Origin of the sequence: Rathayibacter sp. PhB152, assembly GCF_003751395.1 — a bacterium.
Lineage (GTDB): Bacteria > Actinomycetota > Actinomycetes > Actinomycetales > Microbacteriaceae > Rathayibacter > Rathayibacter festucae.
In genome coordinates this window covers 749,368-774,841 of the sequence record NZ_RJUT01000002.1, presented here as the reverse complement: position 1 = coordinate 774,841, position 25,474 = coordinate 749,368, and the positions used below count along the sequence as shown (strand labels likewise).

Below are 25,474 nucleotides of genomic sequence, written 5' to 3'. Positions count from 1 at the left end.
AACAACACCGCGATCTGACCCCGCTCACCCGCATCCAACCGACGACCCGGCATGCAACCACCCCTCCGTTGCAACAACCGTATGAAACCGCCCCCACCACCGCATGCACGTCGGCCTCTTCCCCGCCCTGCGATCGCGCCAGAGGCGCCCCCTCCGCTCGATACGCCCGCTCCGCGGGCTACCCGATCAACAGAGTTCTCCCCACACGTACGAGGTGATCTTTCCTCAGAGACCCGCCCGCGCCAGCACTCAGCCCCTCAGCACCCCGATCAGGGTCATCCCCGATGCCGTCCCGCCCACGACCTCCGAGAATCGACTCATGCCGCCTGCCCCGTCCCGCCCGCGCCTCGTACGCGCCCTTTTCGTCGCCCTGGTCGGCGGCCTGCTCCTGGGCGGGCTCACCAGCCTCCTGCAGGGCTCGCTGCCCGGGCCGGTGAACTCCTTCGCCAACTCCTCGGGCGGCTGGTCGATGCTGGTCTTCGCGCTGGTGCGGCTCGGCGGCGTGCGGCCCGTGGCGGCGGCGGCGCTCGGCCTCCTGACCTTCTGGGCCCTCCTCGAGGGCTACGACCTGGTGACCGCCGCGCGCGGCTTCGGCTACTCCCCGCCCTTCACCGACGTGTTCTGGCTGCTGGCCGTGCCGGCCGGGCCGATCCTCGGTGCCGCCGCCGCACTGACGCAGCACGGCTCGACGCCCTGGCGCGTGCTCGCGGTCGCCCCGCTGTCGGGCGTCCTGATCGGCGAGGGCGCCTGGGCGCTGGCGAACGTCGCCGACACCACCAGCCCGGTCTACTGGTGGCTCGAGATCGTCCTCGGCACGGCGTTCCTCGCTCTCGCGGTGGTCCGGAGGCGACCGCGGTGGCCGATCGCCCTCGCCGCCGTCGCGGTCACGGCGGCGGCCGCGCTCGCCTTCGTCGTCGTCTACTCCGTCCTGTGAGCCCCCGCCGTCCCGGATCGCCCGCACGATCGCTCCCCGTCCTCGCCGCCGGCCTCGCGCTCGTGCTCTCCGGCTGCTCGTCCCCGAGCGCGCCCGCCGCCTCGCGTCCGCCGACGCCGCTCCCGTCGATGTCCGCCGCATCGTCTCCGGAACCCGCCCCCGTCGACGTCTCCGCCGAGCTCGCCGCCCTCGAGGCAGAGTTCGACGCGCGGATCGGCGTCAGCGCCGTCGACACCGGCAGCGGCCGGCAGGTCCTGCACCGGCAGGACGAGCGCTTCGGCTACGCGTCGAGCATCAAGGCCCCGGCCGCCGCGGAGTTCCTGCGCAGCGTCCCCGCGGACGAGCGCGACGAGGTCGTCACCTGGACCGCGGCGGACGTCGAGGCCGCCGGCTACTCCCCCGTCACGGGCGAGAGCATCGACGGCGGGCTGCCGCTGGCGCAGCTGGCCGAGGCCGCGGTCCGCCGCAGCGACAACACGGCGCTGAACCTGGTGCTCGACCGCCTCGGCGGGCCGATCGCCCTCGACCGTGCCCTCGAGCAGCTCGGCGACACGACGACCGACGTCGTCGACGACGAGCCCGCCCTCAACACGATCGCCCCGGGCAGCACCGCGAACACCACGACTCCGGCGGCGTTCACCGCCGACCTCACCGCCGTCGCACTCGGCGAGGCGCTTCCCGCCGCGGATCGCGCGCTGCTCCTGGACTGGATGAGCGGCAACGCGACCGGCGACGCGCTGATCCGCGCGGGCGCTCCCGAGGGCTGGACCGTCGCGGACAAGTCGGGCGGAGCGGGCGGCCTCCGCAACGACGTCGCCGTCGTCACGCCTCCCGGCCGAGACCCGATCGTGCTGTCCGTCCTGACCTCCCGCAACGACCCGGAGGCGGGCTACGACGACGCCCTCGTCGCGCGGGCGGCCGCTGTCGTGCTGGGAGCTCTGCAGTAGCCGCACGAAGATGAGCGTCTGTCTGCCGCTCCGACCCCCCTCGGGGTGGTGTGTCGCTCGGTGGCTGTTCCCTATCCTGACGAAGCTGGGAGGCTCCCTGAATCCTTCCACAGGCTCGGCACCCGCTCCGGAGGTTCGCCCTCGGAGGTCCGCGAGCACGCGGTTCGTCCTCCCTCGGGAGGGTCGAGAAGCGCCCACCCGACAACCCGATGCACGGCCGCTCCGGCGTCCGCGCCGCGGCGGCGTCACCGCGGCAGAGCCGCACTCCAACAGCCCGGACCGCAGCGACGCGTCCTTCGGCACCGCTCCCCGGCGCGGCACCGATCCGCCGCCCGCTTCGAGGCTCCCTCGTCGACGTGCTCCGGGCGACCTCCGCACCGCACCAGTCCCCTCCCCGCACAGCACGAGTCGATCGGACGACACCACATGCCCCCGACCACCCGCTCCAGAACCGCCCTCCCTCTCCTCCGCCGCCCCAAGGACGCCCTGCGCGTCCTGGCGATCGCCGCCGCCGTGGCGATCGGCGTCACCGGAGTCTCGATCCCGGCCGCGTCGGCCGCGGAGGGCAGCGCCTCCCACGGGCCGGACGGCACGCACTACCCCTCGGCCACCCCCGACATCCGCTCCGGTGTCGCGGACTACACCGTCGTCGACGCCGCCGCGTCCGGCTCGGCGATCCGCAAGGCCCTCGACTCGCTCACCCGCACCCAGATCGCGGAGGGAGCCGTCGTCCGGGTCGCCCCCGGTCACATCTCCGACCTGTCCGCGCTCAACGGCTACCGCAACACCGGCAGCGAGAAGGTCCTGGTCACCGCCCGGGACGGCTTCCAGTCGGTCACCGGCGGCAACTGGGCGCTGCGCTCGGTCACCGGCATCACGCTGATGCGCTTCGACATCGACTCGCTCGACGTGAAGGGCGCCACGAACGCCTCGTTCGCCTGGCTGCGGATCAACAAGAACTGGCTCGGACTCGCCGCGTCGGCGGGCGTGCCCGTGCGCGACGTCGAGCTGATCGAGGTCGTGGTGCCGGACTCGACGGTCAAGAGCGCCGACTCGGCGCAGATCAAGGCGTTCTCGCCGGACGTGATGGGCGACGTCCTGGTCGAGGGCAGCTACCTGGCGCCGTCCTACTACGTCGACGCCGTCTACGGCGGGTCGAACCCGGCGCGACCGCACACCGACACCCTCCAGATCGAGGGCAGCGGCGTCACCGGCCAGATCACCCTCCGCGACACGGTCGTGTTCACCTCCAACAACAGCGCCGTCATCGTCGGCGGCGTCCGGAACGTGGCGTTCGAGGACTCGTTCATCGTCGGCGGACCGCTCGCGATGAAGCGCTACCCCTTCCTGCGCGGCGGTGCCGGCTACGCCGGTGCGATCAACGGCGCGGGCAGCGTCAGCGCGATCCAGGGCACCGGAGGCGGCAACATCGACGCCTCCGACTCGATGCTCGCCGGCTCGCTCCAGCCGAAGTGGGACACCGTGACGAACACCGTCACGAACATCGCGGGCAAGACCGCGACCCGCGGCGGCTTCACGCTCGACAGCACGCTGAGCTCGATGAGCGTCGACGAGCTCGACTCGAGGACGCCCCGCCCGACCACGTCCCGCCTGATCGGGATCTGGGACGACGTCGACACCTCGACGCCCACGCCGACGCCCACCCCGACCGCGACGCCGACGGCGACTCCCACGGCGACGCCGGAGCCGACCGCGACGCCGACGGCGACCCCGACCGCGACGCCCGAGCCGACCGCGACCCCCGAGCCGACGTCGACCCCGACGCCGACCAAGACCCCGGAGCTCCCCGCGGAGACGCCCGACGGTGAGGACGGCGGAAGCGGACCCGTCGCCGACACCACCGCCCCGAAGGTCGCGATCACCTCGCCGTCGGCCGGCGCCGTGATCAGCGGCTCGACCACCGCCACCGTCACCGCGACCGACGACACCGCCGTCACCGGCGTGGCGTTCTACCTCGGCAACCTCAAGGTCGGCGACGGCACGAAGACCGGCGGCAGCACCTGGTCGCTGACCACCAGCACCGCCGGCATGCGCGGCACCTTCCCGCTCACCGCCCGGGCGACCGACGCGGCGGGCAACGTCGCCGCGAGCGCTCCCGTGACGGTGACACTGCGCTAGCCCCCCGCGCTCAGCCCTGAAGGGCCGGCCCCTCGGCGACGAGGCGCCGGCCCTTCGCCGTCCCCGCTGATCGCGCAGCCGCACAGCCGGTCGAGCAGCCGAGCAGCGCCCCCGCGATCCATGCCGGTCGAGTGGCCGCGCAGCGGCCCACCATGCTGGTCGAGTAGCCGCCCAGCGGCCCACCATGCCGGTCGAGTAGCCGCCCAGCGGCCCACCATGCCGGTCGAGTAGCCGCCCAGCGGCCCACCATGCCGGTCGAGTAGCCGCCCAGCGGCGTATCGAGACCCACCGTCCCCAGACCCTCGCCGGCCGCGGCATAGTAGAGCCCGAATCGGCGTCAGCGCCAGTGCCCCACTGACGGGGCACGTCCCGTACATTGGCCGTGGAAGCACGCCACCCCTCCCCCTTTTCCCTGCCGCGCTGCCTCCACCTCCCCCGTCGACTGTGACGGACCTCCGTCCCCGACCCTCCTCCGCGCACCACCCGCCCTGCTCTCCCCGCACCGACCGCCCGGACCGCACCGCCGCGGGACTCCGAGGCCCCTTGAGGAGCCCCGGACCGTTCAGCGCCTCGAGGCTCCGGCCGCGCCGTGCTCCGGGCACCCCTCCCCCCGCTGCCCGACCCGATCGGAAGACACCCCATGGCACGAGCCACTCCCCCCAGGTCGTCCCCCTCCCGTTCCCTCCGCCCCGCCGCGCGCCACGCACGCCCCCGAGCGAGGACCGCCCTCGCCCGCCTCCTCGCGATCACCGCCGCCGTCGGGATCGTCGTCGGCGCGACAGTGCTCCAGGACGCACCGGCCGCCTCCGCCGCCGTCTCCGCCGCCACCTCCGGGCCCGACGGCACGCACTACCCCTCGGACACCCCGGACATCCGCTCCGGACTCCCCCGCGGCACCACCGTCGTGGACGTCGCGGCCTCGGGCCCGGCGATCCGCACGGCGCTCGACCGGCTCACCGCGAACCAGATCGCGAACGGCGCCGTCGTCCGCGTCGCCCCCGGCCGCGTCGCCGACCTCTCGGCCCTGAACGGCTACACCAACAGCGGTGCCGTCAAGGTCCTGATCACCGCGCGCGACGGCTTCCGCTCGGTGACCGGCGGCGACTGGGCGCTGCGCGGGGTCACAGGCATCACGCTGATGCGCTTCGACATCGACTCGCTCGACGTCAAGGGCGCGAAGCACGCCTCCTTCGCCTGGCTCCGCATCGCCGACAACTGGCTCGGTCTCGCCGCGTCGGCGGGCCTGCCCGTGCGGGACGTCGAGCTGATCGAGGTCGTCGAACCCGACTCGACGGTCAAGAACGCCGACTCGGCCCAGATCAAGGCCTACGCTCCCGACCAGCTGAGCGACGTCCTGGTCGAGGGCGGCTACTTCGCGCCCTCCTACTACGTCGACGCGAGGTACGGCGGCAACCGCGAGCCGCGCCCGCACACCGACACCCTGCAGATCGAGGGCTCCGGGATCACCGGCCAGGTCACGCTCCGCGACACCGTGGTGTTCGCCTCCAACAACAGCGCCGTGATCATCGGCGGGGTCCGCAACGTCGCCTTCGACGAGACCTTCGTCGTGGGCGGAAGCACGGCCGCGCAGCGCTACCCGTTCCTCCGGGGCGGTGCCGGCTCCGCGGGAGCGCAGAACGGCCCCGGCAGCCTGAGCGCGATCCAGGGCTCGGGCGGCGGCAACGTCGACGCGTCCGGCTCGACCTTCATCGGCTCGCTGCAGCCCAGCTGGGACTCGGTCACGAACACGCGGACGAACCTGCCCGGCAAGACGGCGCGATCGGGCGGCTTCACGGTCGACCAGAGCCTCGGCTCGCTGACCGCCGCCGACCTCGACGCGCGCAGCCCCCGGCCGACCACGGCCTACCTCACCGGCATCTGGGACGACGTCGACCTCCGCGGCAGCGGCAGCACCCCGGCGGTGACCGCGACTCCGAGCGCCGCGCCGACGTCGACGCCCACGACCGCCCCGGCGACCCCCGCTCCGGCACCGACGGCGACGCCGTCCGCGCCCGAGGAGCCCGATTCACCCGCGGAGCCGGAGACGCCCGCCGAGGACACCTCCGCCCCCGAGGTCGAGATCACCGCGCCGGAGCCGGGTGACGTGCTCGGCGGCCCGGCGATCGCGATTGTCTCCGCGACCGACGACGTCGCCGTGACCGGCGTCGTGTTCCTCGTCGAGGGTGTCGAGATCGGCGACGGCGTCCAGACCGACGAGGACACCTGGTCGCTGGCCTCCGACACCGCGGGACTGCAGGGGACCTTCGCACTCACCGCCCGGGCGACCGACGCGGCGGGCAACACGACCGAGAGCGCCCCGGTCTCCGTGACGCTGCAGTAGCGTCCGCAGACCGACGAAGGGCCGCCGTGCTGAGCGCACGGCGGCCCTTCGTCCTGCGCCCGAGCGACGCGACGGCCCGCGCCATCCGCGCCGGCGGCACTGCGCGGCTGAGCGAAGGGTGTGACACTTCCTCAGGTCACCGCTTTGCTCCGCCGAGCCCCCTACAGGAGTCGCAGATGCACACACGCCCACCGCAATCCCACGGACAGCGCCGACCGAGCAGCAGGCCGCTCGACGTCGCGGCGTCCCTCGTCCTCACCGTCGGCCTGCTCGGTGCGGCCGCCCCCGTCGCCCACGCTGCCGAGACGACACCGTCGACAACGGCAGCCGCGACGCCGGCCGCCGGCAGCACCCCGTCACCGACCGGAACCCCGTCCCCCGCCCCGCAGGTGAACGGGGGGCTCAAGACGTCGATCACGGCGACCTTCGGCGGTTCCCCCGACACGATCCTGAACGTCGGCTCGAGGGTCTACTACGAGCTCACCGCCACGAACATCACCGACGCACCCCTCCACGTGGAACTCGTCGAGTTCCCCGGCTTGGAGAACAACGTCCTTCTCGGTCCGGGTGACTCGAAGGTCTTCTCCGCGAGCACACCCCTCGGCGGTGACTCGCTGCGCAAGGGCAGGTGGTCGGCCCCGATCGAGCTCGAGACGTGGACCACTTCGCCCTCGGAGAGGACGACGGTGACGGTCGTCTCCGACATCCCCCTCCCGAGCGCCCAGCTGGAGAAGCGCGTCCCGTCGTTCTGGGATCCGATCGTGCCGGAGCCGACCCCGACGCCCACGCCCACGCCGACGGCCAGCACGCCGGACCCGGCACCCCTCCCGGTGCCGACCGTCGCCACCCAGGAGATCACGGTGACCGTCACGGGGAAGTTCCTGACGGAGCAGGGTGAGCTCGTGAAGGAGGGCACTCGCGTCGAGTTCTCGCAGGACGTGAAGAACACGGGACCGGTCGACATCACGAAGGTCCTCGGTCGCGAGAAGCTCGCGGTCGGCGAGTCGTTCCACCTGACCACGACTGAGGCCGTCGTCACCGCGCAGAACCTGAAGGACGGTTTCGTGACGCCGGCGTCGGAGTCCTCGAACGAGATCCTTCCGGGCGGCACCCGGGTCATCGTGTCGGCGCCGAAGCTGCCCATCCCCGCCAAGGCTCCGGTGTCCACGGAGAAGCCGGATCTCGAGGTGAAGGTCTCCGGCACGTTCCAGGTGAAGGAGGGCGAGCCCGTCGTCGCCGGCACGAAGGTGGAGTGGGTCGCCGCGCTCACGAACACCGGGGACACCGCTCTCCGCGACGTCCAGGTCGCCGACAGCGAGAAGCTCGCCGAGCTGCCCGTCGGCAAGACCGGCGTGGTCTCCTTCGAGAGCACCGTCAGCGAGCGCGACGTGCTCGATCACTCGATCTCCGTCGCCGCCGCGGCCACGGCGATCACGAGGGACGGCTACGACTACTCGAAGCAGACCCTCGGTACCCTCGCCATCCCCGCGACGACTCCTGACCCGGCCGGTCCCGATGCCCCCGCGTCGGCGGGACCCGCATCCCCCGCTGCAGCCGGAGCAGACGGTCAGCCCGCCGCGACGCCGTCCAGCGCCACGGCAGCCCGGTCGGCCACCGAGATCGCCACCTCGTCGAACCGCGGTGAGGTCGCCACCTCGGCCGCAGCGGCGGCGAGTCGGTCCACGGCCGGTCACCTCGCCTCCACCGGTTCCGACGCCGCCGCCGTGCTGCCCGCAGCGGGAGTCCTCGCCCTGCTCGGCGCCGTCGGCGTCTTCCTGGGCCGCCGCCGCAGGAGCCGCACCGTCACCGAGTGACGATCGTGCCGGGCCGGCGGGACGACACCCTCCTCCACCGACTCGGCTCCCGCGCTCAGGGAAGGGCCGCCGTGCACCCTGCACGGCGGCCCTTCTGCGCGCCCGGCGACCCGACGCGCCGCGCCAGTCGATGCGGAGAACAGACGTGACTCCGAGAGCGGTGTGAGACTTTCTCGCGTTCACGTTGCTCCGCCGAGCCCCGACAGGAATCGAAGATGCTCACACCCTCACCTCGCCCACACGGCCCGCGCCGATCGAGCAGCAGACCGCTCGACGTCGCGGCCACCCTCGCGCTCACCGTCGGACTGCTCGGCTCCGCCGCGCCCGCCGCCTTCGCGGCCGACGCGGCGCCGGCCGCCCAGCCTCAAGCTGCGCCGTCCTCGCCGGCGACGGTCGCCGTGAAGCCCGCCCTCGAGCGGTCGGTCACCGCCGTGTTCGAGCCGTTCGACACCGGGAACCCCGGTCAGAAGGGCATCCGGGTGAAGTACGCGGTGCGCCTCACGAACACCGGCGACGTCCCGCTGAACGTCTTCCTCAAGGAGATCCCGCAGCCCGGGAACGCACCGATCACGGTCGCCGTCGGGGAGACCAAGGACGTCACCCGACCCTCCCTGCTCACCGACGACGAGCTGCGCAGCGGCGTCTGGTCCTTCTCCACCGCCGGAGACGCCTACGCCCCCGACGGCGTCCGCATCGACGCGAGCGTGAGCGCCACGATCCCCATCCCCGGTGCGCAGCCGGGCACGCCGGCCCCCGCACCCACGCAGCCCGCCACGCCGTCTCCGACGCAGCCCGCCACTCCTGCACCCACGTCGGCGCCGGCGGTCGAGCACCCCGCCCTGGAGCGGACGGTCACCGCCACCTTCACGCCGGGTCCACCCCCGCCCGCTGGGTTCGAGCGCGCCATCAGAGTCGACTACACGATTCACCTCAAGAACACCGGCGACGTCCCCCTCAACGTGTTCCTCGACGCGTATAAGCTGCGGGGCGGTGCTCCGATCACACTCGCGGTGGGCGAGTCGAAGGACCTCGGCCCTGACCACCAATTCGTCGTACGGACAGAGCTGAAACGTGGTTCATGGCGCTTCACCACCGCGGGGTCGGCCTACACCCCGCAGGGAGTTCGCGTCGACGCAGGCATCGACGCCCTGGTGCCCGTTCCCGGCGAGAGCCCGACCCCCGCGCCGACGCAGCCGGCCACGCCGACCCCTGCGCCGACTCAGCCTGCCACGCCGAGCACGCCGACCCCCGCACCTACGACGGCGCCTGCCAGCACTGACCCGGCCGTGACCGTCACGATCACGGGGAAGTTCCTGACGGAGCCGGGTGAGCTGGTGAAGGAGGGCACGCGTGTCCAGTTCACGTACGACGTGAAGAACACCGGCGGAGTCGATCTGAAGGACGTCCTCGGGCACAAGACGTTCAAGGTCGGGGAGTCGTTCCTGCTGAACACGACGGAGGCCGTGGTCAGTGCGCAGAACCTCAAGGACGGCTTCGTCTCGGCGCAGTCGAAGCTGGTCCGGGGAACGCTTCCGGACGGTTCGCGCGTGACGGTCTCGGCGCCGTTCGAGTACAAGCTGCCCATTCCGGAGAAGCCGCCGATCCCGGTGCCGGCGCCGGATCTGGACGTGACGATCGCCGGAACGTTCCAGGTGAAGGAGGGCGAGCCCGTCGTCGCCGGCACGAAGGTGAAGTGGGTCGCCCAGCTCACCAACACCGGCAACGTCGCACTGCGCGACGTGCAGGTCTCGGACAGCGACAAGCTCGCCGAGCTGCCCGTGGGTGAGACCGGCGTGGTGTCCTTCGAGACCACCGTCACCGAGCGCGACGTCTTCAACCACTCGATCTGGGTCGCATCCCCCGCCACCGCCACGACGCCCGACGGGACCGCGTTCAGCAAGCAGACCCTCGGCACCCTCGCCATCCCCACGGTGACGCCGACTCCCACGCCCACCCCGACTCCGACGCCCGGCCCGACGACCGGCCCGACCGCGACCCCCACGGCGGGCCCCACTCCGGTCGGCCCCGACGTCCCGCCGAGCGGCGGCGCCGTCGCGCCTGCCGCCGGAACAGCGAGTCGTGCAGGCAAGGAGATCGCGGTCCCGACCACCCCCGCAGCATCGTCGTCGTCGTCGAAGCAGTCGACCACGGGCCACCTCGCCTCCACAGGGTCTGACGCCGCCGCAGTGCTGCCCGCCGCCGGAGTCCTCGGACTCCTCGGCGCGATCGGCGTGCTCCTCGGCCGCCGCCGCCGGGGGCGCACGGCCACCGACTAGAGCTCGAACCGTCCCGGTGAGCGAGGCGAGTCAGTCGCCGAGACGGAATCGCTGCCGACGAGGGGCCGCCGTGCATCGCGCACGGCGGCCCCTCTCGTGCATTCGCGCTGAGCGACGTGCCGCGACATCCCGGTGTGAGGCGGGACGGGGCGATCCGAAAGCTGTGACACTTCCTCAGTCACCCTTCGTGCTCCGCCGAGTCCCCCAGGAGTTGCAGATGCTTCCACGCACGCCCACGACGCCACCATCGCGCCGATCGAGCGGTCGCCCGCTCGACGTCGCAGCGTCCCTCGCCCTGACCGTCGGCCTCCTCGGCTGCGCAGCGCCCATCGCCCAGGCGGCCGACGCGACCCCGACCACCGTCGGTGCCGACCCGGCGCCGACCGCCCTCGGTCAGTCCGCGCCGCCCGCGAGCACCACTGGAAAGCCCCCGTGGAAGGGGGCGTTCGACGTGTTCTTCCCAACAGAACCCATCGCCGTGGGCACGAAGATCACGGTCAAGGCCCACCTCGTCAACACCGGCGCCGTCCCGCTGAAGGTGACCATCGACGCGCTTCCCCAGCCCGGCGGCGCTCCCGTCGACATCGCTCCCGGTGAGAAGAAGACCTTCATCGGCGAGTCGACCGTCACGGCGGAGGAGCTCCGCACGGGCACCTGGGCCCTCGACATCTCGATCCGATCCGTCAGCCCCGACGGCTCCGTCGACGTCACGACCTCGAACCTCCGGAAGCCGTTCCCTGCGGTCGCGCCGACCACGCCGCCCTCGCAGCCCGCCACGCCGGCTCCGGCGCCGACCCAGCCCGCCACGCCGGCTCCGACGTCGGCGCCTGCCGTCGAGCACCCCGCCCTCGAGCGGACGGTCACCGCCACGTTCAGGCCGACTGAGCCCACGACCGATGGAAGCCCGCGCGACATCCTCATCAACAGCACGATCCACCTCAAGAACACCGGCGACGTCCCGCTCAACGTGTTCCTCGACGCTTACAAACTGTCGAATGATGCTCCGATCACACTCGCGGCGGGCGAGTCCAAGGACATCGAAGTCGAGCGCACCTACGCCAGCCCGAGCGAGTTAGCGAGCGGCTTCTGGCGCATCACCACGAAGGGTTCGGCCTACACCCCGAAGGGAGTTCGGATAGACGCCGGCATCGACGCTCGAGTACCGGTTCCCGGCGGGGCGCTGACGCCCACGCCGACGCAGCCCGCCACGCCCACGCCGACGCAGCCCGCCACGCCGACGCCGACGCAGCCCGCCACCCCTGCACCCACGTCGGCGCCGGCGGTCGAGCACCCCGCCCTCGAGCGGACGGTCACCGCCACCTTCACGCCGGGTCCACCCCCGCCCGTTGGGTTCGAGCGCGCCATCAGAGTCGACTACACGATTCACCTCAAGAACACCGGCGACGTCCCCCTCAACGTGTTCCTCGACGCGTATAAGCTGCGTGGTGGTGCTCCGATCACACTCGCGGTGGGCGAGTCGAAGGACCTCGGCCCTGACCACGTATTCGTCGTACGGACAGAGCTGAAACGTGGTTCATGGCGCTTCACCACCGCGGGGTCGGCCTACACCCCGCAGGGAGTTCGCGTCGACGCAGGCATCGACGCCCTGGTGCCCGTTCCCGGCGAGAGCCCGACCCCCGCGCCGACGCAGCCGGCCACTCCGACCCCTGCGCCGACGCAGCCTGCCACGCCGAGCACCCCGTCCCCCGCGCCTACGACGGCGCCGGCCAGCGCCGACCCGGCCGTGACCGTCACGATCACGGGCAAGTTCCTGACGCAGCCGGGTGAGCTGGTGAAGGAGGGCACGCGCGTCCAGTTCACGTACGACGTGAAGAACACCGGCGGAGTGGATCTGAAGGACGTCCTCGGGCACAAGACGTTCAAGGTCGGCGAGTCCTTCCTGCTGAACACGACGGAAGCCGTGGTCAGTGCGCAGAACCTCAAGGACGGCTTCGTCTCGGCGCAGTCGAAGCTGGTCCGGGGAACGCTCCCGGACGGTTCGCGCGTGACGGTCTCGGCGCCGTTCGAGTACAAGCTGCCCATTCCGGAGAAGCCGCCGATCCCGGTGCCGGCGCCGGATCTGGACGTGACGATCGCCGGAACGTTCCAGGTGAAGGAGGGCGAGCCCGTCGTCGCCGGCACGAAGGTGAAGTGGGTCGCCCAGCTCACCAACACCGGCAACGTCGCACTGCGCGACGTGCAGGTCTCGGACAGCGACAAGCTCGCCGAGCTGCCCGTGGGTGAGACCGGCGTGGTCTCCTTCGAGACCGAGGTGACCGAGCGAGACGTCTTCAACCACTCGATCTGGGTCGCATCCCTCGCCACAGCCACCACGCCCGAGGGCACCGCGTTCACCAAGTCGACCCTCGGCACCCTCGGCATCCCCACGGTCATCCCCTTCACCCCGCTGACGCCCGCTTCGACGGTGGCCCCCACTCCGATCGGCCCGGACGCGAAGCCGACCGCCACCCCGCTCTCGGGCGGCGCGACCCGGCCGGCCGCGGAGGTCACTGTCCCGACCGCCCCCGCGGCTGCTGCTGCGGCGTCGTCGAAGCAGTCGACCTCCGGTCACCTCGCCTCCACCGGATCCGACGCCGCGGCGCTGCTGCCCGCCGCCGGAGTCCTCGGCCTCCTCGGCGCGATCGGCGTGCTCCTCGGCCGCCGCCGCCGACGCAACGGCACCGCCACCGAGTAACCACCACGAGGAGCCGGCGAGCGACGGCGGTCGCCCGCCGGCTCCCGAGGCCTGCCCCACGGAGCGGGGGCGGAGAAGACCACGGCGCGCGACCTTCTCGGCCAAACAGCACAATTCGCGCCACTTTCTGTCGGGCGGCAGAGGTGGCGCCGTACGTTTCCCCCTGTTGCTCAGCGCACCGCTCGGTTCGACCGAGTGCCGCCGCATCGTCGTCGCTTCTCGCGATCGGACGGGTGCGGCTCGGCCACTGCTGGGCTTCCCGGAACGCACTGCTGCGTGTCTCCGGGGCTCCTCCCCCGTGCGAGGTCCCCGGTCCGTCGCGCCTCGGAGTCCTCGACCCCCTGCGCCGGCGATCCGTCACTCCGCCCTCCGATCGAAAGACACCGCCATGTCACGCATCACCTCCGCCACCCCGTCCACCCGCCGCACCCGCGCACTCCTCCGCTCCCTCGCGGTCACCGCCGCCGTCGGGATCGCCGCCACCGGTGCCTCGTTCCAGATCGCGCCGGCCGCCTCCGCCGCTCCGGCCGCGGCCGCCGCGAGCGCCTCGACCTTCGGCCCGGACGGCACGCACTACCCCTCCGACACCCCCGACATCCGCTCCGCACTCCCCGCCGGCACGACCGTCGTCGACGTCGCGGCCTCGGGCCCCGCGATCCGCGCCGCGCTCGACGCCCTCACGCCCGGCCAGATCGCCGCCGGCGCCGTGGTCCGCGTCGCCCCGGGACGCATCGACGACCTCTCCGCCCTCGACGGCTACACGAACGACGGCCCGCTCAAGGTGCTGATCACGGCGCGCGACGGATTCCAGTCGGTGACCGGCGGCAGCTGGATGCTGAAGGGCGTCACCGGCATCACGCTGATGCGCTTCGACATCGGCTCGATCGATGTGAAGGGCGCGACGCACTCCTCGTTCGCCTGGCTGCGGGTCGCGAACAACTGGATCGGCCTCGCCGCCTCGTCGGGGATCCCGGTGCGCGACGTCGAGCTGCTCGAGATCGTCGAGCCGGAGTCGAAGCTCAAGAGCGGCGACTCGGCGCAGATCAAGGCCTACTCCCCGAACACGGTGAGCGACGTCCTGGTCGCGGGCGACTACATCGCGCCCTCCTACTACCTCGACAAGCAGTATGGCGGCGGCTCGAACCCCGCGCGCCCGCACACGGACAGCCTCCAGATCGAGGGCGCCGGCATCGTCGGCCAGGTCACCGTCCGCGATACCGCCGTGTTCAGCTCGAACAACAGCGCCGTCATCGTCGGTGGCGTGAAGAACGTCCTCTTCGACCACGCGCTCATCCTCGGCGGCGACGTCGCGGCGCAGCGCTACCCGTTCCTCCAGGGCGGCGCCGGTTACCCCGGGGCCGTCAACGGCAAGGGCAGCGTCAGCGCGATCCAGGGCAAGGGCGGCGGCAACGTCGACGCGACCGACTCGATCTTCACCGGCTCGCTGCAGCCCACCTGGAACGCCGTCTCCGGTTCCCGGACCACCCTGACCGGCAAGGTCGCCCGCAGCGGCGGCTTCTCCGTCGACACGGCGCTCAGCGCGCTGACCGCCGCCGGCCTCGACGCGCTGGCTCCGCGGCCGACCACCGCCCTCCTCACCGGCGCGTGGGATCAGGTGACCGTCTCGGGCGGCACGACCGCCGCGTCCGCAAAGGTCGCCACGCGGACGGCGGCTCCGGCGCACGCAGCCTCGGCCGCGCCGAAGTCGGCAACGCCGGCTCCGAAGTCGACCTCCACTCCGAAGACCAGCGCTCCGCAGGCCGCGACCGCCCCGAAGGCTCCCGCGACGCCCGCGCCCGCTGCCACCCCTGCGTCGGCCGCTGCGAAGCCCGCTCCGAAGAAGGCCGCCGTCGACCGGACCGCGCCGACCGTCGCGATCACCTCGCCGCGCACCGGCACGGTGCTGGGCGGCTCGACGACCGCCACCGTCACCGCGACGGACGACACCGTCGTCAGCCGCGTCACCTTCCTCCTCGGCGGCACCGAGGTCGGCGACGCCGCGCAGAACGCCGACGGCACCTGGTCGCTGACCACCCGCACCGCGGGCACGCACGGGACCTTCCCGCTCACCGCCCGCGCGACCGACGCCGCCGGCAACAGCACCGTCAGCGCACCGGTCACCGTCACCCTGAAGTAGCCTCCGGGCGCGGGAAGCATGCTGATCGAGTAGCCCGCGGAGCGGGCGTATCGAGCGGAGGGGGCGCTTTCGGCGCCAGCGCAGGGCGGGGAAGAGGCCGACGTCCGTGCGGTGGTGGGTCTCGATACGCCCCTGCGGGGCTACTCGACCAGTATGTGCGGGTGTCTCTTCCAAGTAGATCCACCACCTGCCGGACGCGAGTCTGCAGACCCGCCCTGCTGGTGACGGCGGGTCTCGATACGCCCCTGGCGGGGCTACTCGACCAGCATGATGTGGCGCAGCCGCGTCCCTTTCCCTCACCACCGAGACGCGAAGCGGCTTCGCCGCTCGATACGCCCCTGCGGGGCTACTCGACCAGCATGACGGGGCGAGGCCGCGTCCTCTCCCTCACCACCGAGTCGCGAGACGACGATCGCGGCGGTCGCGTGCTCACTGCGGGACGCCAGCCGCCAGGGCCGGGAACTCGTAGACGAAGCCGCCGTCGGTGCCGCTGATCGTCGCGTAGGCCCGCGTCGTGCCGGGCTCGATCGCGATGTTCGTCGCAGAGCTCAGCCCGGTCGACTCGTCCGCCGGAACCGAGACGGTCTGCAGCAGCGCGCCGGACGTGTCGTAGACGAGGATCTCCGGGCGGCTGTGCAGGCCGACGTAGAGGTTGCCGTCGGCGTCGACCACGATCGAGTCGACCTGGCCGATGCCGGGTGAGGCGTGGATCGCCGGGAACGCGGTGGCGACCTCGGTGCCGTCCTCCGTCAGAGTGATCCGGTCGATCCGGTTGCCCGTGTTGAGGCTCACCCACAGCTCGTCGTGGCCGGGCGAGAAGGCGATGCCGTTCGGGGACGGCAGCTGGCTCGCCAGCACGGTCGCCGCTCCGGTCGCCGGGTCGACGCGGACGACGCGGCCCGACGCCTCCCAGTACGGGTCCTGGGCGCCGGCGGCGTCGGTGACGTAGAGGGCGCCGTCCTCGCCGAACGCGATGTCGTCCGGCTGCATCGGGACGCCCTCGACCGGGCCGGTGACGACGTCGCGGACGTCCTCGCCCTCGGCGGTCATGCTCCGCACGGAACCGCTGAGGAAGTCGGTGACGTAGAGCCGCCCGTCCCCGGGGTGGAACTGCGCGGAGGTGAGCGCGGAGGCGTCGTCGGTCCAGACGGGCTCGACGCTCTCCTCCTCGAGGTCGATCCGGAGCACCTTGCCGGCGCCGGGCGGGGCGGTGACGTCGACGACGGAGAGGCTGCCGTCGGGGCCGAAGGTCGGGCCCTCGAGCAGGGTCATGCCGGTCGTCTCGTGCACCTCCGTCACCTGCAGCACCCGCTCGGCGGTGACGACCGACGGGGTCGCCGACGCGGGTGCGGCCGCGGGATCACCCGCGTCGGTGCAGCCCGCCAGGGCTCCGGCGAGCAGCACCGGGACGGCGATCGCCGGCCGCCTCATCGGGAGGCTCCCGCGTGCGCGCCGACGAGCACGTCGGCCATCCCGTCCTCGCGCCAGGCGCGCAGCAGGCGGTGGAAGGCGATCGGTCCGGGGCTGTAGCTGGCGCCGCCGATGGAGCGGGTGCCCTCGCCGTTGTAGTAGCCGGGCGTGCACTCGGCCTGGAACGCGCGGGTGTCGGCGGCGGTCTCCTGGATCGTGCGGACCCACGCCTCCTCCGCCTCGGCCGTGGGCTCGAGGTACCGGGCGCCGACCTCGCGGCCGCGGGCGATGACGGCGGCGATGTGCTCGGCCTGCTCGAGCAGGATGTGCGCGAAGTTGACGGAGTTGGCGTTCTGGATGCCGCTGAGGTGGAAGAGGTTCGGGAAGCCGTGCGTCGCGAAGCCGTGCAGGGTGCGCGGGCCGCGGGCCCACGCCTCCATGAGCGTCCGGCCGTCGCGGCCGACGACGGGCAGGGTGCCGGACAGGACGCCGGAGATGCCGACCTCGAAGCCGGTGGCGAAGACGACGCAGTCGACCTCGTAGGCGGTGTCGCCGACGACGACCTCGGTCTCGGTCATCCGGGTGATGCCGCCGGTGTCCGCGGTGTCGACGAGGCGGACGTTCGGGCGGTTGAAGGTGGGCAGGTAGGTGTCGCTGAAGCCGGGGCGCTTGCACATGTAGCGGTACCAGGGCTTGAGTGCCGCGGCCGTCGCCGGGTCCTCCACCGTCGCGTCGACGCGGGCGCGGAGGCGGTCCATGGTGTCGAGGTCGGCGAGCTCGTCGCGCCGCTCGCGCTCCTCGGCCGTGAGCGAGGTGTCGACGGCGCCGGAGAGGATCTGGCGCTGCAGCTCGACGGTCTTCGTCCAGCCGTCCTGCACGAGCGATTCGTCGACCGGTTCGCCGGCGAGCACGGCGAGGAAGTTCTCCATCCGCTCGCGCTGCCAGCCCGGACGCAGCGACGCGACCCACGCCGGGTCCGTCGGCCGGTTGTCGCGGACGTCGACGGTGGAGGGTGTGCGCTGGAAGACGATCAGCTCCCGGGCGTCCGCGCCGACGTGCGGGATCACCTGGAGTCCCGTCGCACCGGTGCCGACGACGGCGACGCGTTTGTCGGCGAGACCGGTCAGGCCGCCGTCCGGGGTGCCGCCGGTGTAGCCGTAATCCCAGCGGCTGGTGTGGAAGGTGTGCCCGCGGAAGGTCTCGATGCCCGGGATGCCCGGCAGCTTCGGCTGGGTGAGGGTGCCGGAGGAGGTCACGACGAAGCGGGCGCGGAAGGCGTCGCCGCGGTCGGTCTCCACGAACCACTCCTCCGCGTCCTGGTCCCAGGTCAGCGCGGTGGCACGGGTCTGGAAGAGGGTGTCGCGGTAGAGGCCGTAGTGCTCGGCGATCGCGACCGCGTGCCGGCGGATCTCCTCGCCCGGCGCGTAGCGCTCGGACGGGATCGTGCCGACCTCCTCGAGCAGCGGGAGGTAGACGGAGGACTCCACGTCGCAGCGCACGCCCGGGTAGCGGTTCCAGTACCAGGTGCCGCCGACGTCGCCCGCCTCGTCCATCAGGCGCAGCGACTCGACGCCCGCCTCGCGCAGCCGAGACGCGGTCAGCAGACCGCCGAAGCCGGCGCCGATCACGAGCGCCTCGACCCGGTCGGTCACCGGCTCGCGCTCGACGCGCTCCGTGTAGGGATCCTTCGCGTAGTAGCCGAACTCCCCCGCGGCACGGCGGTACTGGCTCGCGGCGTCCGGGCGGGCCCGGCGGTCCCGCTCGGCGCGGTACCTCTCGCGGGCGGCCTCGAGGCGGCGCTCGTCGTCGGGGAGGATGCTGTCGGCGGGCGGTCGGTTGGTCAGCGTTCGGTCGGTCATGGCGGCTCGCTCTCGTCACGCGCATCGGCGCGACGGCGGACCCCGTGACGGGGCGACGGCGGGACTCCCCCGCGGGCGCCGACACGACTCCGGATCGGTTTCTTGCTCTCCCAGAAGGTTAGCTTCGAACTAAGTGATAGACCTGGGGATCCGCCCAGTCCTACGGTGGTCCCATGGATCCCCGCGCCCGCGCCCTCTCGGACATCGAGCGCCTCTCGATCGCGATCACGATCCGGTCGATCCCCCGCGTGCTCGCGCCGCTGCTGACCACCGACCTCACCATCCAGCAGCTCAAGGCGCTCTCGGTGATCGTCACGACCGAGGAGGGCGCGACCGGCGCGGGCCTCGCGCAGAGCTTCGGCGTCTCGATGCCCTCGATGTCGAAGCTCATCGACCGCCTCGCCGCGAGCGGCCTGGTCGTCCGCGAGACCGACCGCGCCGATCAGCGCGTCCGCCGCATCCACGCCACCGATCTCGGCCGGGCCGTCGTCCGCGAGCTGATGGCCGCGCGCCCGGAGCTCGGCGAGGACGTGCTCTCCCGCCTCTCGCTCGAGGAGCTCGAAGCCCTCGAGACCGGACTGCGCGCGATCAGCCGGGAGCTGCGCGTCCCGCGCGACGCCGCCGACTGACCGCCCGCGTGCGGGCTGTGCGCGATCTCGTGGAGGACCGTGCTCTCGACGACGGATGGCTGGGAGCCAGGAGGTCCTCGTACCCCTGTCACTTCGTTGACACCGGCGGCGGACCTCATTAGTGTCCCGAGTGCAGAAAAGTGTTACCGAGAACATCTGCATCCCTCGCCGACGACGTGCGCGCGTGCGGGCCCGGCGAAGAAGGGGTCCACCGCGCTCCGCGCCGGTGACCGGAGCTCCGGACCGGCCTCGTCGCCCAGCGCGAGGAGCGCGTCCGGGGGCCGGACGGCATCGCTCCCGCAGGGGCCGGGGTGATCCGCCGGCGACGGCTCGACGCAGGGCCCGGCGCCCGCTCGAGCACCGGTGCCCTCCGTTCGGGTCGGAGGGCACCGGCTCGCCCGCGCGCGCTCCGCGAGCAGGTATCGCGGCCTCGCGGCGACCGAAACACCGAAACTACTTTCTTTAACTCCCCGGGCTGGCTACGGTCGATCTCACCACCCGGAGGCCAGCGAAGACGGCTTCATTGGGTGCGATTCACACTGCAAAGGAGCTCTCTGTGAGTAGATTTCGTAGACTTTTCGGTCTGGCCGCGGCGGCTGCGCTCGCCGCGACGCTCGTCGCCCCGACGCTGCCCGCGTCCGCCGCGGGCAACACGCTCGTCGTCGATGCGAGCACGTCGATCGGACCCGTCACGCGGGTCGGCGCCGGCGGCCTGTACGCGCTGGCCACGCCGAACGACCCGGCACCCGGCCTGCTGACGCCGCTGCGCCTCAAGCAGCACACGCAGCCGGCCCCCGGAGTCGGCCAGCTCGGCAACGGAGCGACGACGCCGACCGGCGACGTGCTGAAGGTGGCCGGCACCTTCACCCGGGACGGAGCGCAGTCCTACGCGCGGATGCCCGACGTGTACCCCGACTTCCCGTACCGCTGGATCAGCTGGGCGGACTGGACGCAGAAGATCGACACGATGGTGAAGGCCCGTCTCGACGCCACCGCCACCACGAACATCAACGGCTGGGAGCTGTGGAACGAGCCCGACGGGACCTGGGACACGGCGAAGGCCGGCCCCTACCTCGACGGCTGGACCCGCACCTACCGGCAGGTGAAGCTCCAGGACACGATCACTCCGATCGTGGGCCCCAGCTACAGCCGCTACTACCCCGACCTGATGCGCTCGTTCATGGCCCGCGCGAAGGCCGACGGCACTCTGCCCGACGTCGTCGTCTGGCACGAGCTCGAGGACGGCGTCTACAACGACATCGACGAGCACGTCGCCGACTACCGCTCTATCGAGCGCGATCTCGGCATCTCGCCGCGGCCGATCTCCATCAACGAGTACGGCTCGCCGAGCCAGATCGACACGCCGAGCGTGGCCGCGCACTTCATCGCGCAGTTCGAGCGCACCGGCATCCACGACGCCGAGCGCGCCTACTGGTACGAGTCCGGCACCGTCGGCGGCCTGGTCTGGAACAACCGACCGACCGGCTCCTACTGGCTCTACAAGTGGTACGGCGAGATGGCCGGGAACATGCTCGCCGTCACGCCGTCCGGCGACCTCGACGGCTTCGCGTCCTACGACTCCAGTCGGAAGATCGTGAACGCGGCCTTCGGCGGCACCTTCGGCGACAACCAGGTGCAGGTGAAGGGCCTCACCGGATTCGGGACCTCGGCCAAGGTCGTCCTGAACTACACGCCCCGGTCCGGGCGCATGACCAACGTCGACGCGCCCACGACGGTGTCGACGCAGACCCTGCCGATCACGAACGGGACCGTCACCGTCCCGGTGACGAGCCAGGACTACCTCGGCGCCTACCAGCTCGTCGTCACCCCGGCGGCGGGTCCGACGACGAGCTACCAGCAGGTCTACGAGGCGGAGAACGCGACCGTCGTGAACGCCTCGCTCCTCTCCGCCGGAACGGCGTCGAACGGCGGCTACGTCGGCCGGATCGACGGCTCGTCGAACGCCCGCAGCGACAGCTTCGTCGACTTCGTCGTCGAGGTGCCGACCGCCGGCAGCTACGGGCTCGGGATCCGCTACGCCAACGGTGGAGCGAGCACCTCGACCCAGGGCCTCGCCGTCAACGGCAGCGCCTTCAGCACCGTCTCCTACCCGTCGACGGGATCATGGGGCGCCTTCGGCTCCTCCGTCTCGCGGCAGGTCGATCTGAAGGCGGGCTTCAACGTGATCCGGCTCGCGAAGGGGTCCCCCTTCTTCGCCGGCGGCTCCGGCTTCGCGGAGCTCGACAGCATCACGCTGACGCGCTGAGCGACACGGCCGTCCGGAGGCGCGTCGACGCTTCCGGACGGCCGCGGCTCCCCGGTCCCGACCCCGACGGGGGGTCCCGCTCGCCGCGGATCCACGGCAGTGTTCACGGTAACAACCAGAGTGGACGAGCCGGCGGGCTGCTGCCCGGCCCTGCCGATCCGGCCCGCTCCGCCCGGCGTCGTCCGGGCACTCCATCGAGGGGACACCATGCGCCGCGCTACTCAGTTCACCGGAGCCCTCTGCGGGCTCCTCCTGGCAGCGGGGCTCGTCGCCGCGCCGCACTCGGCAGTCGCCGCGCCGGCCGGGACGGCGAGCACCTCGACGCCTCCGGCCCGCGACGGCGGCGGAGTCGACTCCGCACCCGCGGCGAGCGACGCCGTCGCAGAACCCGGCTCGCCGTCGCTCCTCCGGGCGGCGGCCGCGCCGGCGGACTTCACCGACGTGGCGATCCCCTCCCGTGCCGACATCGTCGTGCACGAGGTGACCATCGCCCTCGTGGCGCCGCAGGGCACGACCCCGTCGTTCAGCGCGGAGGACGCGCGCCGCTCTCTCGAGCTCGTCGACGACTTCTACAACCGCGAGACCGGCGGAGCCGTGCGCTTCGAGCTCGAGCAGCTGATCGACTGGCGGAGCATCGACGAGCCGATCGGCTGCAGCGACACGGGCGGCCTGCACGACTGGATCGCCCGCACGACGGGCTGGCAGCCCGGACCGGCGCGGCACCTCGTCGCCATGGTGCCCCCGGGCGACCCCTGCCCGAACTGGGCCAACGGAGAGCAGCCGGGCGACCCGGACGACGGCGGGCGGACGTTCCAGGGCGGTCCCGACGCGATCCTGCTCGCCCACGAGCTGGGTCACAACCTCTCGCTCTTCCACGCCGCGAGTGTCCAGTGCGCCTCGTCGTGGGACGTCGCGCCCGGTGCCTCGTGCGCCCGGGAGGAGTACGGGAACCTGACCGACGTCATGGGCGACTCCTGGCTCTTCACTCCCCTCTCGGCACCGACCCTCGCGCAGCTCGGCATCCTCTCGGACACCCGGCAGCCCGTCTGCGGCGCGCCGCGGACGACCGTCATCGACACCCTGGGGGCCGGTCCGGGCACTCCTCGAGCCCTCACCTGGACCGACCCGCAGGACTCGGCGGTGCGGTACTGGGCGCAGTACAGCGACAAGGCCGATCCGCGAGCGGACGGCGGCGCCTACAGCAGTCCCTGGCAGACGCCGCGGACGGTCTCGGGCGTGCAGATCCTGCGCAGCACCGGCGGCAGCGCCGAGCTGCTGCAGCGGCCCGGTGACGCGAGCGTCGGCAACGAGTTCACCCTCGCCGGCGAGACCGTCGCCCTGAACACCGGCATGTCGCTCCGCGTGGAGGCCCTCGATGCGACGGCGCGGACGGCGACCGTCACCGTCACCGTGCCCTGCACCGAGGACGTCGGCGACATCACCCGTCGTGCCGCGGCCTCCGCCTCGTACACCTCGGGCTGGTCGTCCGTCGGGGACGCCGTCGACGGCAGGACCGGAACCGCGTGGAGCAGCTGGCCCCGCGTGGGCGAGCAGTGGCTCGGGCTCACCTGGCCGGCGACGGTGACCGTGGACAGCGCGTCAGTGCGCTTCGCCGCCGACGCGGCCGACAGCGCGCAGCAGGGCGTGATCCCGCCTCGGTCCTGGCGCGTCGACTACCTCGACGCCGCGGGCGCCTGGGTGCCGGTCGCGGGAGCGAGCCCGGCCGGCCGCGCTCGGGACGCGGTGAACACGGTCGCCTTCACCCCGGTGGCCACGACGGCCCTCCGCACGGTGTTCCAGGCCTGGGGAAGCGCCGAGTACGGCGGTTCGACCAGCGTCGCCGAGCTCAGCGCCACCGGCGTGGCCCCGATCGCCTCGCTCGTCGCCCGTGGCGCCGCGACGACCGTCGCCACCTCGTCGACGCGCGACGTCGCCGCCGGTGTGGACGTCCTCGACGCGCGCGGCCGGGCGCTCGGGGGCCGCGCCGTCTCCTTCACCCTCACCGGCCCGGCGACCTTCACCGACGGCACGACGGCGGCGACGGTCCTCTCCGCGGCGACGGGAACGGCCGCGCTCCCCCCTCTCCGGACGGGAGCGACGACCGGCACCGTCTCGATCGCCGCCCGCGTCCCCGGGCTGCCGGCGGTGTCCCTGCCCCGCACCACGGTCGCCGCACCGCCCGCCGTGACGGCGACCGCGGCCACGCGCAAGACCCTCGGGACGGTCGTGCTCACGGTGACGGCGAAGAACACCGGCAGGACCGCGACGGAGATCACCATCGTCACCGCGTACGGCACCTCGACGATCGCAGGCGTCGCTCCGGGCGCGACGGTCTCGCGGGCGTTCGCCACCCGGCGATCCACCGTCCCGGCGGGCAGCGCACAGGTCACCGCGCAGACGGACGGCCTGCGCACGACCACCGCGGCGGCCTACCGCGGGCTGTGACCGGCGGGCGGCGATGGTCGAGCCGTGCTCGGCGGGAGCTGAGGAGCGCCGGGCCGGCCGCGACCCGGCGGGCAGCGGCTACGGATCCCCGAGCACCGCGAAGCCGAGTCGCCGGGCGGCGTGGAGCACCACCGCATCGGCGGTCACGTCGCTCAGTGCCGTGTGGAGGCTCGGCCGCGGCGGGAAGGCCGGCTTCCGCTCCACGCGGCTGAACAGCGTGGCGATCGGATTCCCGGTGATCGCCGACAGGTGCCACAGCCCGTCGATGCTGCGGAGGCGCTCCTCGATCGCTCGGGCCCAGGCCTGCGTGGCCCGCTTCGGCCCCATCTGGAGAGAGGCAGCCGCACCGTTGCGGACGGGCCACTCACCGGTGAGATCGAGGAGCGTCAGCGGACGGGACGGACGCCAGCCGACGAGCCGCGGAGCGTTCTGCACGCGGTCGACCACCCGTCGACGCTGGTACGTCTCGCCGATCGCCGTCACGGCGTCCGCCGCGGCGTAGAGGACGCCGACGGTCGGGTGGTGCCCCGGAGGAGGCGGGTGCGGGTCGAAGCGCATCCCCGGCACCGGTCCGTGGTGGCGCAGGGCGTCCCACGTGCCCACGTGCGCGCCGGCGCTGCGATACAGGCGCCAGAGCGGTCCGGAGTACTCGCGCAGGTGCGACGGGTCGGTGACGAAGGTCCTCGGCGGGGTGAGCGGGACCTTCACGACTCGTCGAACTCGGCCAGGGCGACGAGGACCTCCCGCGGATCGCCTCCCCCGGAGAGCCAGCGCACCGGGGTGACCGGCGTCTCGCCGATGAGGAGCTCCTCCTGCGGCGTGGTCATGAAACCGAGCACGCTCGCGGGATGCATGTCCTCCGGGAAAGCCTTCACGAGCGCGGGGACGCCCGGCAGCATCGGCCGCTCCCGGTCGTCGGTGAACTGCCAGGCCGGGAACCGCAGCTTCGAGCCGACCTTGAAGGCGTACAGCCCGTCCTTCGCCTTCCGGTGGCGCACGCGGGTCTCGTCGATCCTGAGTCGCGAGGCCACCTCGGCGGTGCCGAACGAGTCGACGATCGCCTGCAGCCGGGTGCGCCGCTCGAGGTCGGCGAGCTCTCCGCGCGCGACCTCCGCTTCGGCCTCGGCGAGCTCCTCGGCGGTCATCGACCCGGACTCGACGAGGACGTCCGCCGCACCCTGGGCCAGCCCGCCGCCCGGCGACCGGTGTCGCGAGAGGAGTGCGGTCTGCTCCGCGAGGAGCGCGGCGAGCGTCTGCTCATCGCCTCCCCTGTCGCGGACGGCTCGATACAGCCCGTCCAGCCCGTCGGTCAGCTCGGGGTGGGCGACCATGGCGAGCAGCTCGGGAGAGAGCTGGACGAGAACGCCGCGGAGATGCTCGTGCACGACGTCCGGCGCGAGCTCGAGCTGGTCGGCGAGCTGAGACTCCGAGGCGCCCTGGGCGAGTCCGACGATGATCCTCAGCCGAGCCTCGAGGGCGGACTCACTGCCGGGCGCCGTCGCACTCGTGACCGGCGGCGGACTCGTGGCGATGTCTGTCATGGTCGTCTCCTCCTGCTCTCTGCGCACTGCTGATCCTAGTT

15 protein-coding genes are annotated in these 25,474 nt (G+C 72.6%); 11 read left to right on the top strand and 4 right to left on the bottom strand.

Annotated elements, in window-relative coordinates; genetic code table 11:
* Positions 1-319 precede the first annotated feature (319 nt).
* From EDF36_RS21750 to EDF36_RS06945, 8 genes are all read left to right on the top strand, one after another.
* Positions 320-934, top strand: coding sequence for a DUF6518 family protein (locus EDF36_RS21750; RefSeq protein ID WP_123732403.1), 615 nt, complete (start codon positions 320-322; stop codon positions 932-934).
* On the top strand, positions 931-1,881 hold the full coding sequence (bla, locus tag EDF36_RS21745) for a class A beta-lactamase (RefSeq protein ID WP_260300550.1): 951 nt from the start codon (positions 931-933) through the stop codon (positions 1,879-1,881). Before EDF36_RS21750 ends, bla begins: the two co-directional genes overlap by 4 nt.
* Positions 1,882-2,307: 426 nt before the next feature.
* Positions 2,308-4,020, top strand: a complete 1,713-nt coding sequence (locus EDF36_RS21175) for an Ig-like domain-containing protein (protein ID WP_166674077.1) — start codon at positions 2,308-2,310, stop codon at positions 4,018-4,020.
* Between the two features lie 640 nt (positions 4,021-4,660).
* A complete protein-coding gene (locus EDF36_RS06985; protein WP_123732402.1) occupies positions 4,661-6,361 on the top strand; it encodes an Ig-like domain-containing protein in 1,701 nt (566 codons plus the stop codon).
* A 176-nt stretch (positions 6,362-6,537) separates the two neighbouring features.
* On the top strand, positions 6,538-8,175 hold the full coding sequence (locus EDF36_RS06980) for an LPXTG cell wall anchor domain-containing protein (protein WP_185020392.1): 1,638 nt from the start codon (positions 6,538-6,540) through the stop codon (positions 8,173-8,175).
* Between the two features lie 215 nt (positions 8,176-8,390).
* Positions 8,391-10,451 (top strand): LPXTG cell wall anchor domain-containing protein, encoded by a 2,061-nt coding sequence (locus EDF36_RS06970; protein ID WP_185020391.1) that lies wholly within the window; start codon positions 8,391-8,393, stop codon positions 10,449-10,451.
* Positions 10,452-10,668: 217 nt separating this feature from the next.
* A complete protein-coding gene (locus EDF36_RS21170) occupies positions 10,669-13,146 on the top strand; it encodes an LPXTG cell wall anchor domain-containing protein (protein WP_185020390.1) in 2,478 nt (825 codons plus the stop codon).
* A 388-nt stretch (positions 13,147-13,534) separates the two neighbouring features.
* Positions 13,535-15,283, top strand: coding sequence for an Ig-like domain-containing protein (locus EDF36_RS06945; protein ID WP_123732395.1), 1,749 nt, complete (start codon positions 13,535-13,537; stop codon positions 15,281-15,283).
* A gap of 429 nt (positions 15,284-15,712) precedes the next feature.
* Here EDF36_RS06945 and EDF36_RS06940 read toward each other — a convergent pair whose 3' ends face one another.
* Together EDF36_RS06940 and EDF36_RS06935 are read right to left on the bottom strand one after the other, a co-directional pair.
* The gene (locus EDF36_RS06940; protein ID WP_123732394.1) at positions 15,713-16,714 is read right to left on the bottom strand and encodes an SMP-30/gluconolactonase/LRE family protein; all 1,002 of its coding nucleotides are present in this window, start codon (positions 16,712-16,714) and stop codon (positions 15,713-15,715) included.
* Positions 16,711-18,552 carry an NAD(P)/FAD-dependent oxidoreductase gene (locus tag EDF36_RS06935; protein WP_123732393.1) on the bottom strand — a complete coding sequence of 614 codons (1,842 nt, stop codon included), beginning with the start codon at positions 18,550-18,552 and terminating at the stop codon, positions 16,711-16,713. The genes EDF36_RS06940 and EDF36_RS06935 overlap by 4 nt, the downstream gene beginning before the upstream one ends.
* 173 nt (positions 18,553-18,725) lie before the next feature.
* Here EDF36_RS06935 and EDF36_RS06930 point away from each other — a divergent pair, with 173 nt between their 5' ends.
* The 3 genes from EDF36_RS06930 (at position 18,726) to EDF36_RS06920 (ending at position 23,892) form a co-directional block, all read left to right on the top strand.
* Positions 18,726-19,181: a MarR family transcriptional regulator gene (locus EDF36_RS06930; RefSeq protein WP_123703801.1), complete on the top strand. Its 456-nt coding sequence runs from the start codon at positions 18,726-18,728 to the stop codon at positions 19,179-19,181.
* A gap of 556 nt (positions 19,182-19,737) precedes the next feature.
* A complete protein-coding gene (locus tag EDF36_RS06925) occupies positions 19,738-21,447 on the top strand; it encodes a CBM35 domain-containing protein (RefSeq protein ID WP_221181610.1) in 1,710 nt (569 codons plus the stop codon).
* A gap of 207 nt (positions 21,448-21,654) precedes the next feature.
* On the top strand, positions 21,655-23,892 hold the full coding sequence (locus EDF36_RS06920; RefSeq protein WP_123732392.1) for a discoidin domain-containing protein: 2,238 nt from the start codon (positions 21,655-21,657) through the stop codon (positions 23,890-23,892).
* Between the two features lie 78 nt (positions 23,893-23,970).
* Here the strand turns inward: EDF36_RS06920 and EDF36_RS06915 are convergent, their stop codons facing one another.
* Positions 23,971-24,600 carry an RES family NAD+ phosphorylase gene (locus tag EDF36_RS06915; protein WP_185020389.1) on the bottom strand — a complete coding sequence of 210 codons (630 nt, stop codon included), beginning with the start codon at positions 24,598-24,600 and terminating at the stop codon, positions 23,971-23,973.
* Positions 24,597-25,433 (bottom strand): hypothetical protein, encoded by an 837-nt coding sequence (locus tag EDF36_RS21165; protein ID WP_185020388.1) that lies wholly within the window; start codon positions 25,431-25,433, stop codon positions 24,597-24,599. Before EDF36_RS21165 ends, EDF36_RS06915 begins: the two co-directional genes overlap by 4 nt.
* Positions 25,434-25,474 lie beyond the last annotated feature (41 nt).

Coding starts and splice junctions, on each gene's coding strand:
- EDF36_RS21750 (WP_123732403.1), top strand. CDS start 320: ATGCCGCCTGCCCCGTCCCGCCCGCGCCTCGTACGCGCCCTTTTCGTC.
- EDF36_RS21175 (WP_166674077.1), top strand. CDS start 2,308: ATGCCCCCGACCACCCGCTCCAGAACCGCCCTCCCTCTCCTCCGCCGC.
- EDF36_RS06985 (WP_123732402.1), top strand. CDS start 4,661: ATGGCACGAGCCACTCCCCCCAGGTCGTCCCCCTCCCGTTCCCTCCGC.
- EDF36_RS06980 (WP_185020392.1), top strand. CDS start 6,538: ATGCACACACGCCCACCGCAATCCCACGGACAGCGCCGACCGAGCAGC.
- EDF36_RS06970 (WP_185020391.1), top strand. CDS start 8,391: ATGCTCACACCCTCACCTCGCCCACACGGCCCGCGCCGATCGAGCAGC.
- EDF36_RS21170 (WP_185020390.1), top strand. CDS start 10,669: ATGCTTCCACGCACGCCCACGACGCCACCATCGCGCCGATCGAGCGGT.
- EDF36_RS06945 (WP_123732395.1), top strand. CDS start 13,535: ATGTCACGCATCACCTCCGCCACCCCGTCCACCCGCCGCACCCGCGCA.
- EDF36_RS06940 (WP_123732394.1), bottom strand. CDS start 16,714: ATGAGGCGGCCGGCGATCGCCGTCCCGGTGCTGCTCGCCGGAGCCCTG.
- EDF36_RS06935 (WP_123732393.1), bottom strand. CDS start 18,552: ATGACCGACCGAACGCTGACCAACCGACCGCCCGCCGACAGCATCCTC.
- EDF36_RS06930 (WP_123703801.1), top strand. CDS start 18,726: ATGGATCCCCGCGCCCGCGCCCTCTCGGACATCGAGCGCCTCTCGATC.
- EDF36_RS06920 (WP_123732392.1), top strand. CDS start 21,655: ATGCGCCGCGCTACTCAGTTCACCGGAGCCCTCTGCGGGCTCCTCCTG.
- EDF36_RS21165 (WP_185020388.1), bottom strand. CDS start 25,433: ATGACAGACATCGCCACGAGTCCGCCGCCGGTCACGAGTGCGACGGCG.